The organism is Pseudomonas sp. V98_8 (assembly GCF_029967975.1).
Lineage (GTDB): Bacteria > Pseudomonadota > Gammaproteobacteria > Pseudomonadales > Pseudomonadaceae > Aquipseudomonas > Aquipseudomonas umsongensis.
Genome location: NZ_JASCAE010000055.1, coordinates 43,178 through 54,818 on the forward strand (window position 1 = coordinate 43,178; position 11,641 = coordinate 54,818).

Annotated in this window: 11 protein-coding genes; 8 read left to right on the forward strand and 3 right to left on the reverse strand. The window is 60.4% G+C overall.

What is annotated here, in order from left to right; genetic code table 11:
* Positions 1 to 122 precede the first annotated feature (122 nt).
* The gene (locus QLG10_RS19045) at positions 123 to 1,502 is read left to right on the forward strand and encodes a UDP-glucose/GDP-mannose dehydrogenase family protein (protein ID WP_110747328.1); all 1,380 of its coding nucleotides are present in this window, start codon (positions 123 to 125) and stop codon (positions 1,500 to 1,502) included.
* Between the two features lie 216 nt (positions 1,503 to 1,718).
* Here QLG10_RS19045 and QLG10_RS19050 read toward each other — a convergent pair whose 3' ends face one another.
* Positions 1,719 to 1,862: a hypothetical protein gene (locus QLG10_RS19050; protein ID WP_158539227.1), complete on the reverse strand. Its 144-nt coding sequence runs from the start codon at positions 1,860 to 1,862 to the stop codon at positions 1,719 to 1,721.
* Here QLG10_RS19050 and QLG10_RS19055 point away from each other — a divergent pair.
* The 7 genes from QLG10_RS19055 to QLG10_RS19085 all read left to right on the forward strand — a co-directional run bounded on the left by QLG10_RS19055 (position 1,861) and on the right by QLG10_RS19085 (position 9,472).
* A complete protein-coding gene (locus QLG10_RS19055) occupies positions 1,861 to 2,574 on the forward strand; it encodes an HPP family protein (protein WP_282487833.1) in 714 nt (237 codons plus the stop codon). The two genes, QLG10_RS19050 and QLG10_RS19055, sit on opposite strands and share 2 nt — an antisense overlap.
* 356 nt (positions 2,575 to 2,930) lie before the next feature.
* A complete protein-coding gene (locus tag QLG10_RS19060; protein ID WP_282487834.1) occupies positions 2,931 to 4,553 on the forward strand; it encodes an acyl-CoA dehydrogenase family protein in 1,623 nt (540 codons plus the stop codon).
* 2 nt (positions 4,554 to 4,555) lie between these two features.
* Complete coding sequence (locus QLG10_RS19065; RefSeq protein ID WP_282487835.1) at positions 4,556 to 5,788, forward strand: cytochrome P450; 1,233 nt, start codon at positions 4,556 to 4,558, stop codon at positions 5,786 to 5,788.
* The gene (locus QLG10_RS19070; protein WP_110747337.1) at positions 5,785 to 6,183 is read left to right on the forward strand and encodes a Rid family hydrolase; all 399 of its coding nucleotides are present in this window, start codon (positions 5,785 to 5,787) and stop codon (positions 6,181 to 6,183) included. Before QLG10_RS19065 ends, QLG10_RS19070 begins: the two co-directional genes overlap by 4 nt.
* A complete protein-coding gene (locus QLG10_RS19075; protein ID WP_282487836.1) occupies positions 6,180 to 7,043 on the forward strand; it encodes an alpha/beta hydrolase in 864 nt (287 codons plus the stop codon). Before QLG10_RS19070 ends, QLG10_RS19075 begins: the two co-directional genes overlap by 4 nt.
* A gap of 167 nt (positions 7,044 to 7,210) precedes the next feature.
* A complete protein-coding gene (locus QLG10_RS19080; RefSeq protein WP_282487837.1) occupies positions 7,211 to 8,317 on the forward strand; it encodes an enoyl-CoA hydratase/isomerase family protein in 1,107 nt (368 codons plus the stop codon).
* A 3-nt stretch (positions 8,318 to 8,320) separates the two neighbouring features.
* Positions 8,321 to 9,472 (forward strand): acyl-CoA dehydrogenase family protein, encoded by a 1,152-nt coding sequence (locus tag QLG10_RS19085; protein ID WP_110747346.1) that lies wholly within the window; start codon positions 8,321 to 8,323, stop codon positions 9,470 to 9,472.
* Positions 9,473 to 9,570: 98 nt separating this feature from the next.
* On the opposite strand, the gene QLG10_RS19090 is transcribed toward QLG10_RS19085, so the two are convergent.
* Both QLG10_RS19090 and QLG10_RS19095 read right to left on the reverse strand, forming a co-directional pair.
* The gene (locus QLG10_RS19090; protein ID WP_282487838.1) at positions 9,571 to 10,344 is read right to left on the reverse strand and encodes an enoyl-CoA hydratase; all 774 of its coding nucleotides are present in this window, start codon (positions 10,342 to 10,344) and stop codon (positions 9,571 to 9,573) included.
* A 140-nt stretch (positions 10,345 to 10,484) separates the two neighbouring features.
* Positions 10,485 to 11,612 carry an acyl-CoA dehydrogenase gene (locus tag QLG10_RS19095; protein ID WP_110747352.1) on the reverse strand — a complete coding sequence of 376 codons (1,128 nt, stop codon included), beginning with the start codon at positions 11,610 to 11,612 and terminating at the stop codon, positions 10,485 to 10,487.
* Positions 11,613 to 11,641 lie beyond the last annotated feature (29 nt).

The following is an 11,641-nucleotide window of genomic DNA, read 5'->3' on the forward strand; positions in this document are numbered from 1 at the left end:
GTCGTGGCCTTGAAAGTCAAATACTCTGCCGGCAACCACCGTTCTGGCCGACGAACCGATAGACGAACTGAAACATGGCAGTGCTAAACCTTGGTCGGACTCGATCGGGGCAGGAGCAGGCCATGAGAATCAGTGTTTTGGGTAGCGGCTACGTTGGCCTGGTGCAAGCGGCCGTCCTGGCTGAAGTGGGCCATGACGTGGTCTGCATGGACGTCGACGAGAAAAAAGTCGAGTTGTTGCAACAGGGCCACGTGAGCATTTTCGAACCGGGGCTGGCCAGCCTGGTGCGCGAAGGCCTGGACGCCCGTCGTTTGCAATTCACAAGCGATGAAAAACTCGCGGTGCAACATGGCCAGGTGCTGTTTATTGCTGTCGGTACGCCGTCGCGTGACGATGGTTCGGCAGACCTGAGTCAGGTGATGGCAGTCGGCGAGGCAGTGGCGCGGCACCGGGAACAACCGCTGATCCTCGTGGAAAAGTCCACTGTGCCGGTGGGAACTGGCGATGCGTTGCGGGCGCATATCGACAAGTGCCTGATCAAGGTCGGGCGCCTGTTGCAGTTCGATATCGTGTCCAATCCCGAATTTCTCAAGGAAGGCTCGGCCGTGTCCGATTGCCGGCGCCCGGATCGTATCGTCATTGGCTGCGAACGCGAAGACGTGCGCGAGGTGATGCGTGACCTGTACGCACCCTTCAACCGCAACCATGAACGCATCATGTTCATGGACCTGCGCAGTGCCGAACTGACCAAGTACGCCGCCAACTGCATGCTGGCGACCAAGATCAGCTTCATCAACCAGATCGCCGAACTGGCCGAACACCTGGGTGCCGATATCGAATCGGTGCGCCTGGGCATCGGCGCCGATTCGCGCATCGGCTACCACTTCATCTACCCCGGTTGCGGTTATGGTGGCTCGTGCTTCCCCAAGGACATGCGTGCCCTGATCCACAGCGCCGAAGAGGCCAATTGCACAAGCGACCTGCTGCAAGCGGTGGAAGCCATCAACCAGCGCCAGAAACACAAGCTGTTCGAGCGCCTCAAGGCCTTCTACAAAGGCGATCTGCGCGGTAAGACCTTCGCCGTCTGGGGCCTGGCATTCAAACCCAACACCGACGACATGCGCGATGCGCCGAGCCGGCCATTGCTGGAGTCGCTGTGGGCCGCTGGCGCCAATGTCCGCGCATTCGACCCCGAAGCCATGCAGCAAACCCAGCAACTGTACCCCGATGAAAGCAGGCTGATGCTGATGGGCACCCCGGAATCGGTACTCAACGGTGCGGACGCGCTGATCATCTGCACCGAATGGCAACAATTCAAGGCACCGGATTTTGATCTGATCCGCCAGCGCCTCAATGCACCGGTGATCTTCGACGGCCGCAACCTGTACGATGCCGAGCGCCTGGCGCGCAATGGTTTCCTGTACTTCCCGATGGGCCGCGGCGAGTCGCGCAAGTTGCCCATTCCCTACCAGCAATGGCCGGCGGCTCAAGTGGTCGCATAACACCCGTCGCGATGGTCGCCAACGATGACTTGGGCAGCCTGATACCCCGCGGCGCCGGGAAATCCATCGCGAGCATGCTCGCTCCTACAGAAAACGTGCGAAGAAACAGCCATTAGCCAGACACAAGCAGAGCCCCATGGCGGTGCTGGCCATGGCGCTGGACATCCAATGGAAATGCGATTCCCGATACATCAGAAATTATGAACTGAAGCTTCATTAATATGAATTTGTCAGCATCGGAAAGGCGCGGCACACTGTCGCCGTTCCTCCCCCAACAGTTGGAACACCTTCAAGGGCTTTCCGGGTTTCCCAGGCAAGCCCTTTTTTTTCCTCGGTTTTTAACGGAACGATGTTCATCATGCTTGCTCGCTGGTTGCCCGCCGCTATCAACACCCGCCCTTCGGAATGGAGTCGCGCTGCCATCGGCATGGCGCTGGGAACAATGTTCAGCGTCTGGCTGTGCGCTCAGGTATTCGGCATGCAAGTGGCGCAGCACCTGGTCGGTCCGCTGGGTGCCTCGGCGGTGTTGCTGTTTGCCGTGTCGTCCGGCGCGCTCGCGCAACCCTGGTCGATTCTCGGCGGCTACTTGAGTGCCGCGGTGGTAGCGCTGCTGGTGGCCCACGTGCTGGGGCGGACCCTGGGCAGCGCGTGCCTGGCGGCGGGCATGGCGCTGATCCTGATGTGCTGGCTGCGTTGCCTGCACCCGCCGGCCGGGGCACTGGCATTGCTGTTGGTGCTGGCCGACCCCGCGACCATTGCCATGGACTGGAAAGCCCTGGGCCCGGTGATGCTCGCCGCATCGACCATGCTGTTCAGCGCCTTGGCCTACAACAACTTGACGCGCATCCGTTACCCGAAACGCGCCAGCGAACCGGTGGTCGTCGTTCCCGCCGACCACCCTCCCGTCGACAGCCAGGCGATCACGGCCCAGGACCTGAAACTGGCCCTTGCGCAAATGGAAGCCTTCATTGACGTCACCCCCGAAGACCTTGAACAGCTGATCCACGCCACCGAGTTGCAGGCCAGGCGGCGCAGTATTGGCGAGGTGTTGTCCCGTACGACGTCCGACTAGTGGTCGTATTTCACCTTGCCCTGAACTGTTCAGCGGCTAAAGTACAACCCGTACCGCACAGAGTTGTCTGCCTTTCACTACGAAGTCTGGCTCGCCGTAAAAGTCCAGTAGCGATGACACAGGAAGTCTGGCTATGGAGAAAAACTCAACGTTGTTGGGTGGCGATGCTGGCTTTGCGCTTTGACAGAACCGCGCCGCCTTGTGAAACACCGCGAATTCCTCGCGCACGCAGCCATGGGCAAGAAAAATAGCCACTGCTGCTACAGCTGGCGATTGCGCGTGCTTCAAGTTCCGCCAGCTCTCTGACTCTGGTGGTTTCGAAACTGTTTTTTCGAAATCTACGAGAGGAACATCCGATGAGCATTTCACTCCGGGAACGGCTGGTCACCCCGCTGTTCGACCCCAAAAAACGCCACCAGCTGCCGCTGCGCGACTACATGGACCTGACGATCGAACGCATGCGCACGATTGTGCGCGATGGCCTGATCACCAATGACATGTGGTTGGGACAGGCCCGCCAGTCAGATTTTCGCCAGATGTACGAACGCACGGGGCTGATTGGCGCCTACGACTACGCGCTGTTCTCCTCGGTCGTCGACCACATGATCGCCGGCAACGCCCTGTTCGCCCAGGCAAGCGCGTTGCAAGTGGCGCGCTACCGCCAGGAAGTGATCGAAATGGGCGCGGTTTATGCCTTTGGCTGCACCGAGATCAACAGCGGCTCGGATGTGCGCAACCTGCAAACTCGCGTCACCTTTGAACCGCAGAGCCAGTGCCTGATCCTGCATACGCCTTCCCCGGCGGCTTGCAAGTACTGGATCGGCAATGCCTTGCACGCCGCTCAAGTGGTCATGGTGCTGGCGCGCTTGATCGTCGACGGCGAGGACGAAGGGCCGCACTGGTTTCGGGTACAAATCCGCCAACAGGAAAATGGCCCGTTGTTGCCTGGCGTCAAGGTCGTGGCCTGCGATCCCAAGGGTGGAATCCACGCCAACCAGGTGGCCGGCATTTGCTTCGACCAGATGAAACTGGCGCCGGATGCATTGATGCAACGGCACGCACACTTCACCAGGGACGGCACGTTCAGCAGCGATGTCCCCCGTAGCGAACGCCTGACCTGCGCCATGGAAACGTTCATTCAAGAGCGTTTGTTGCTCCTGGCCGCAGCAAGCAGTGGAGCCAGCCTGTGCACCCACCTGGCTTACCGTTTCACCGGCCATCGCCAGCTACGAACCGGCAACACCTGCGAGCCCCTGTTGGTCAAACCGGTGATCCGCCAACGGCTATACACCGAACAACTGAAGGCGCTCGCCCTGAAGCTGTTGGAACAGGCGATCGTGGCGAAATTCGAAGCGCACTGGGACCTACCGCACAAGCGCAAGGAACTGCACATCCTCGCCGCCGTCGCCAAAAGCGTCGGCACCTGGATCGCGCTGGATGTCATGGGCATGTGCCGGGAAATCTGTGGCTCCCAGGGATTCCACCATTACAACCAGATCGTCACCTTGCGCATGGACTGCGAGATCAGCGTGACGTTTGCAGGGGACAACAGCGTCATGGCCTACCAGGTAGCCAGGGACGCAATCACCCGGCCCCGTTTTGCCTCACGTCCTACCGCCAACGTTGCGCAGCGAACTGAAAAGACCCTGGTCGAACGCTGTCGAAATCCGGGCGAAGTCTCCCACCGCCAGGCCGTGGCCCTGACCTACGCGCGCGCCCTTGACCTGATTATCGAGGAAGTCGAGAACAACCATCTGGTGTCGTCGCAAACACTGCAAGACCTGATCGAAGTGTTTGCTGCGCCGTTGAGCGAAGGCGGATTGGTCGCCAACGGCAGCGAACTGGACAGCCATGCCAGCGAACACCAACTGGCCACGCTGGCGGCGTTGCTAGCGCCGCCGAGCGAACTGGTCAGTGCGCCTATCGATAAACCGGACTACATCCACCAGTTCACCGCGGCACTGTATGGGGAGTCATGACCATGGACGTTCAAGCGCTGCTCGACTTCACCGATCGCGACACGGTTCGCACACCCTACCCGGCTTACCGCTACCTGCGCGAGCATCATCCGGCCTATTGGTGCCCCCACTTCAAGGCGTGGTTCCTGACCCGCTACAGCGATGTCTTCGCCGCCCAGGGCGATACCAGGCGCTATTCCTCGAACCGCATGCAACAACTGGTCGATGCGCAGGTGCCCGAGGAAAAACGGGCGCAACTGGCAGGGTTCGTCAAACTCGCCTCGGACTGGATGTACTCCCAGGACGGTGCAGCACACAAGGCCAGCCGCCAACTGTTGAGCAGGGCCTTTACACCCCGCGCCATCGAGACCTTGCGGCAAACCATCGAGGTCATTACCGACGAGGAACTGTCCTGCCTCGAACCCCAAACCGACTTGATGGCCAACCTCTTCAACCGCATACCGGCGCTGATCCTCGCCAAACTCTACGGCATTGCCCGCGAGGACGCACTGAAGCTGCGGCGCTGGACCGATGACATCCTGATTTTTCTGGTCGGCAGTCTCGACCCCGACTATGGACCGGCCCAAGCGCTCAAGGGTGTGGAGGAAATGTACGCCTACTTTACCGACATCATTGAACAGCGCCGAAAACAGCCTGAGGACGACCTGGTCAGCCGGGTGCTGGAGGCCGCCAAAGACAGCGCATCAAGCATGGCAGAGGTGCTGGCACAGATCGTTTTTATCCTCGTGGCGGGCTACACCACCAGCGCCGATCAGCTGTGCATTGGTTTACTGCACTTGCTTGAACATCCGCATCAGCACCAGGCCTTGAAGGCCGACCTGACACTGGTCAAACCGGCCATCGAGGAAATGCTGCGCTTCGATTCCGCCGGGTCCTTCAGTCATCGCGTACTCAACGAAGATGTGCAAATCCACGGCGTCACGATGAAACAAGGCGACTTGGTCTACTTGATGCGCGCCGCTGCCAATCGTGATCCGGCAAAGTTCGAAAACCCTGACTGCTTCGACATCCTGCGCAAGCCCAACGATCACCTGGCATTTGGCCGGGGTGAGCACTTCTGCATGGGCACCGCGTTGTTCCGACTGGAAGCGGAAGTGGTGTTCACCTCGTTGTTCAAGCGGTTTCCAGAGCTTTCACTGATCGCGCAAAAGCCCGCGGTGTGGCGGACCAATAACCTGCAGTTTCGTGGATTGAAATCACTGCCCATCGACCTGGGCAAAGGAGCGACACAATGAAGATCCAACGGGTTTTTTCGCAAGCTCCATGGGAAAAAATCGCCGGATACTGCCGGGCAATTCGGGTCGGTGAGCGGATTTTGATGGGCGGCACCGTGGCGTTCGATAAAAAAGGCAAACCCTTCAAGCCGGGTAATGCGTACAAGCAGACCCTGCGTTGCCTGGAGATTATCGAAGACTCCATCCATCAGCTTGGCGTCGACCGACGAAGCATCATCGGTATCCGCATCTACACCACCAGCATGAAGTTCTGGCCGGACATCGCCAAGGCGCACAAGAAATTTTTCAAGGGGCATCCACCGACATTGATGTGCCTGGCGGTCAGCGATTTGATCAGTAAGGAATATGTGGTCGAACTCACCACCGAGGCCACGGCCTGCGAGATCGAGCTATGACAGCCCCACAGCGAGACTCAAGACCGGACGTTGAAACCGTCAGGGCTGCACTGCGCGAGTCGATGGTCGTCAGGGTTCGCGACCTGATCATCGACAATCAGGGACGAACACTGCCGCTGCGGCTCTATACACCCGCTGGCTCAGGCCCCTTCCCCGTACTGATGTTTTTCCATGGGGGTGGATGGGTTACCGGCGATCTCGATACCCACGATGGCTTTTGCCGGCACATGTGTGAGTGGGCAGGTTGCGCCGTTGTGGCCGTGGACTATGCCCGTCCTCCGGAACATCTGTTCCCTGCGGCGGTGGACGATTGCTGTGCCGCAACACAATGGGTGATTGCAGAAGGCGCAGGTCTGGGCCTGGCTCCATCGCGCATGGCCGTGGCAGGCGGCGGTTCCGGGGGCGGGTTGGCGGCGGCCGTCAGTCAGTGGGCCCTCGCACGGGGTTCGCCACGGATGGCGTTTCAACTGCTGCTCTATCCCTTGCTCGATTGCCTGGCGAACAACCCCTCACATGACGAGTTCGCCAAAGGACCTGGGCTGACCGGTGAAATGCTCGAGTGGTACATCGAGCATTACATACCGCAAAGCGTGTCCCGTGCAGACCCCAGGCTCTCGCCGGTTTACGCTGAAAACCTGCGAGGCCTGCCACCGGCGTTGATCATCACCTGCGGTCTTGATGTATTGCGGGACGAGGGACGGCAGTACGCGCGTCGGCTCAAGAGGGCAGATGTCCGGGTCCAACACAAGGAGTACATCGACATGCCTCACGGGTTCATCAACTATCCGGCTCGCTACGATGTGGCAAAAAAAGCCCTGCTCTTGTGCGCACAAGTCCTGCAAGAGCACTTGCATCGTTGACGGGTCAATAAAGCCGGGACAGCGCGCCCCGGCTTTTCCTACCATGCATAAATGCAGAGACGACCTGCATCATTTCGCCTTGTACATGGCAAATTTGCACTGTTACGATCCTGCATCGCTCGCGCGCGAGCTTGTCTATAAAGAACAATAAAAGCAGGGAGTTAGTGATGACTGCTGAGGTTTTATCGAAGGGGACTTCGTCCATGGTTGCCACGCAAAATGAAGTGCTGGCCGAGGTCCGCAACCACATCGGTCACCTGACCCTCAACCGCCCCGCCGGTCTTAACGCCATTACCCTGGAAATGGTGCGCGAGCTGCAGCGTCAGCTCGACGCCTGGGCACAGGATGAACAGGTGCATGCGGTGGTGCTGCGCGGCGCCGGCGAAAAAGCCTTCTGTGCCGGTGGCGACATTCGTTCGCTCTACGACAGTTTCAAGAGCGGCGACACCCTGCACCAAGACTTCTTCGTCGAGGAATACGCCCTCGACCTCGCGATTCACCATTACCGCAAACCGGTGCTGGCCTTGATGGACGGCTTCGTGCTGGGCGGCGGCATGGGCCTGGTGCAAGGCGCCGACCTGCGGGTGGTCACCGAGAAAAGTCGACTGGCGATGCCTGAAGTCGGCATCGGTTACTTCCCGGACGTCGGCGGCAGTTACTTCCTGCCGCGCATCCCCGGGGAACTGGGGATTTACCTGGGCGTCAGCGGCGTGCAGATCCGCGCTGCCGATGCGCTGTACTGCGGTCTGGCCGATTGGTATCTGGACAGCAGCAAGCTGGCCACGCTGGATGACAGACTCGATCAACTGCAATGGCACGACACGCCATTGAAGGACCTTCAGGGCCTGCTGGCGAAGCTCGGGGTGCAACAGTTGCCCGATGCGCCGCTGGCCGCCTTGCGCCCGGCTATCGACCACTTCTTCGCCTTGCCCGATGTGCCGAGTATTGTGGAGCAAATGCGTGAGGTAACGGTCGCCGACAGCCATGAGTGGGCGACGACCACCGCCGACCTGCTGCAGACCCGCTCGCCCCTGGCGATGGGCGTGACCCTGGAAATGCTCCGGCGCGGCCGGCACCTGAGCCTTGAACAGTGCTTCGCCCTTGAGCTGCACCTGGACCGCCAGTGGTTCGAGCGCGGCGACCTGATCGAAGGCGTGCGCGCCCTGCTGATCGACAAAGACAAGAATCCGCGCTGGAACCCACCGACCCTGCAGGCGCTGGACGCCGAACACGTAGCGAGTTTCTTCAACGGTTTCGATGAGAGCGGGAGCTGAATCATGCACGACCTCGAATTGACTGAAGAACAAGTCATGATCCGCGACATGGCCCGGGACTTTGCCCGGGGCGAAATCGCGCCCCACGCCCAGGCCTGGGAAAAAGCCGGCTGGATCGACGATGCCCTGGTGGCGAAAATGGGTGAGTTGGGCCTATTGGGCATGGTGGTGCCCGAGGAATGGGGCGGCACCTATGTCGACTATGTTGCCTACGCCTTGGCGGTGGAAGAAATCTCTGCTGGCGATGGCGCCACCGGCGCGTTCATGAGCATCCACAACTCGGTGGGCTGCGGGCCGGTGCTCAACTATGGCAGCGAAGAGCAGAAACAGACCTGGCTGGCCGATCTTGCCAGCGGCCAGGTCATTGGATGCTTCTGCCTGACCGAACCACAGGCCGGTTCCGAGGCGCACAACCTGCGCACCCGCGCCGAATTGCGCGATGGCCAATGGGTGCTCAATGGCGCCAAGCAGTTTGTCAGCAACGGCAAACGGGCCAAGTTGGCCATCGTGTTTGCCGTGACCGACCCGGAGCTTGGCAAGCGCGGCATTTCGGCATTCCTGGTACCTACCGATACCCCTGGCTTTATCGTCGACCGCACCGAACACAAAATGGGCATCCGCGCCTCCGATACCTGTGCGGTCACACTGAACAACTGCACCATTGCCGAGGCCAATCTGCTGGGTGAACGCGGCAAGGGCCTGGCCATTGCCCTGTCCAACCTCGAAGGCGGTCGCATCGGCATCGCCGCCCAGGCGCTGGGCATTGCCCGTGCGGCATTCGAAGCGGCGCTGACCTATTCCCGCGAGCGAGTGCAGTTCGGCAAAACGATCAATGAACACCAGAGTATCGCCAACCTGCTGGCCGACATGCACATGCAACTGAACGCGGCGCGGCTGATGATCCTGCACGCGGCACGCCTGCGCACGGCCGGCAAGCCATGCCTGTCAGAGGCCTCGCAGGCCAAGCTGTTTGCTTCGGAAATGGCCGAGAAAGTCTGCTCGTCAGCGATTCAGATTCATGGCGGGTATGGGTATCTGGAAGATTACCCGGTCGAGAAGTATTACCGGGATGCGCGGATCACGCAGATCTATGAGGGGTCGAGCGAGATTCAGCGGATGGTGATTGCCCGCGAACTGAAGAACTATCTGGTGTAAAACCTTAAAATGCTTCGCTGGCAAGCCAGCTCCTACAGGGATTGCGTAAACCCTGTAGGAGCTGGCTTGCCAGCGAAGGCCTCAGCGGGAGCGCCGCATTACTTTCCGGTGAACTCAGCCTCACGCTTGGCAATAAACGCCGCCATCCCTTCCTTCTGATCCTGCGTGGCAAACGCCGCATGGAACACCCGACGTTCAAAGCGCACGCCTTCGGACAGGCTCACTTCAAAGGCACGGTTCACGCTTTCCTTGACCATCATCGCAATCGGCAGCGACTTCTTGGCAATCAACGCCGCGACTTTCAGCGCTTCATCCAGCAATTCATCGCTCGGCACGATGCGCGCCACGATGCCGCAACGCTCCGCTTCCACGGCATCGATCAAGCGCCCGCTCAGGCACATTTCCATGGCCTTGGCCTTGCCCACGGCGCGGGTCAGGCGCTGGGTGCCGCCCATGCCCGGCAATACGCCGAGGTTGATTTCCGGCTGGCCGAATTTGGCGTTGTCGCCGGCCAAAATGAAATCGCACATCAGGGCCAGCTCACAGCCACCACCCAGGGCGAAGCCGTTGACCGCGGCGATGATCGGCTTGCGGCGGTTGGCCACTCGGTCGCTGTCGCTGAACAAGTCGTCGATATAGATCTGCGGATAGGTCAGCTCGGCCATTTCCTTAATGTCGGCACCGGCGGCAAAGGCCTTTTTCGAACCGGTCAGGACGATGCAACCGATGTTCGAGTCGGCCTCGAAGCCGTCGAGGGCCTGGTTCAGTTCGCTGACGATCTGCGCGTTCAACGCGTTCAGCGCCTGCGGGCGGTTGAGGGTAATCAGGCCGACCCGGCCATGGGTTTCCAGCAAAATCGTTTCGTAGTTCATTCATTGACTCCTGCTAAGCACTCGGTCCCTGTAGGAGCGAGCATGCTCGCGATGAACCAGAGAACGCTGTGGGGTATCAGGCACCCAGCGTCATCGTTGACGACCATCGCGAGCATGCTCGCTCCTACAGGGGTTCCTTTTCAAAGATTGCGTGAAATGACCATGCGTTGAATATCGCTGGTGCCTTCGTAGATCTGGCAGACCCGCACGTCGCGGTAGATCCGCTCCAGCGGGAAGTCGTTCAAGTAGCCGTAGCCACCTAATGTTTGCAGCGCCGACGAGCATACCTTCTCGGCCATTTCGGATGCGAACAGCTTGGCCATCGAGGCTTCCACCAACGCTGGCTTGCCGCTGTCGCGCAGCGCCGCCGCGTAATGCACCATCTGCCGCGCCACGGCGATCTGGGTCGCCATGTCCGCCAGGCGGAAGGCCACGGCCTGGTGCTCGATGATTGGCTTGCCGAAGCTCTCGCGCTCACGGGCATAGTCGCGGGCCGCTTCGAACGCGGCGCGGGCCATGCCCACCGATTGCGAGGCAATGCCGACACGCCCGCCTTCGAGGTTGGCCAGGGCGATCCGGTAGCCTTCGCCCTCTTCACCCAGGCGATTGGCGACCGGCACTTTTACCTCCTCGAACAGAATCTGGCAGGTGTCCGAGGCATGCTGGCCGAGCTTGTCCTCGACCCGGGCAACTGTGTAGCCCGGCGAATCGGTGGGCACGATGAATGCCGTGATGCCGCGTTTGCCGGCCGACGGGTCGGTCACGGCGAACACGATGACCACCCCGGCGTTCTGCCCGGAGGTGATGAACTGTTTGCAGCCGTTGAGCACGTAGTGATCGCCTTCCAGGCGCGCGCGGGTTTTCAGGCCGCTGGCGTCGGAGCCGGCCTGGGGTTCGGTCAGGGCAAAAGCCCCGAGCATCGCGCCGCTGGCCAGGGGTTTGAGGAAGCGCTCTTTCTGATCGTCGTTGCCGTAGTTGAGGATCGGCACGCACCCTACCGAGTTGTGCACGCTCATGATGGTCGAGCAGGCACCGTCGCCCGCGGCGATTTCCTCCAGGGCCATGGCGTAGGCCAGGTAACCGGTATCGCAACCGCCCCACTGCTCCGGCACCAGCATGCCGAAGAAGCCCAGCTCGCCCATCTCGGTGATGGCTTCCTTGGGAAAGCGGTGTTCACGGTCCCACTCGGCGGCGAACGGTTTCAGCCGTTCCTGTGCAAAGTCCCGGGCCGCGTCGCGTATTTGCTGTTGTTCGTCATTAGGGATCATGACCATTCCTTGAAAATGTAATCGCCCCC

Bases quoted from the DNA above. Each gene is read 5' to 3' on its own strand.
- QLG10_RS19060 (WP_282487834.1), top strand. From the start codon at position 2,931: ATGAGCATTTCACTCCGGGAACGGCTGGTCACCCCGCTGTTCGACCCC.
- QLG10_RS19075 (WP_282487836.1), top strand. From the start codon at position 6,180: ATGACAGCCCCACAGCGAGACTCAAGACCGGACGTTGAAACCGTCAGG.
- QLG10_RS19055 (WP_282487833.1), top strand. From the start codon at position 1,861: ATGCTTGCTCGCTGGTTGCCCGCCGCTATCAACACCCGCCCTTCGGAA.
- QLG10_RS19050 (WP_158539227.1), bottom strand. From the start codon at position 1,862: ATGATGAACATCGTTCCGTTAAAAACCGAGGAAAAAAAAGGGCTTGCC.
- QLG10_RS19045 (WP_110747328.1), top strand. From the start codon at position 123: ATGAGAATCAGTGTTTTGGGTAGCGGCTACGTTGGCCTGGTGCAAGCG.
- QLG10_RS19080 (WP_282487837.1), top strand. From the start codon at position 7,211: ATGACTGCTGAGGTTTTATCGAAGGGGACTTCGTCCATGGTTGCCACG.
- QLG10_RS19090 (WP_282487838.1), bottom strand. From the start codon at position 10,344: ATGAACTACGAAACGATTTTGCTGGAAACCCATGGCCGGGTCGGCCTG.
- QLG10_RS19085 (WP_110747346.1), top strand. From the start codon at position 8,321: ATGCACGACCTCGAATTGACTGAAGAACAAGTCATGATCCGCGACATG.
- QLG10_RS19070 (WP_110747337.1), top strand. From the start codon at position 5,785: ATGAAGATCCAACGGGTTTTTTCGCAAGCTCCATGGGAAAAAATCGCC.
- QLG10_RS19065 (WP_282487835.1), top strand. From the start codon at position 4,556: ATGGACGTTCAAGCGCTGCTCGACTTCACCGATCGCGACACGGTTCGC.
- QLG10_RS19095 (WP_110747352.1), bottom strand. From the start codon at position 11,612: ATGATCCCTAATGACGAACAACAGCAAATACGCGACGCGGCCCGGGAC.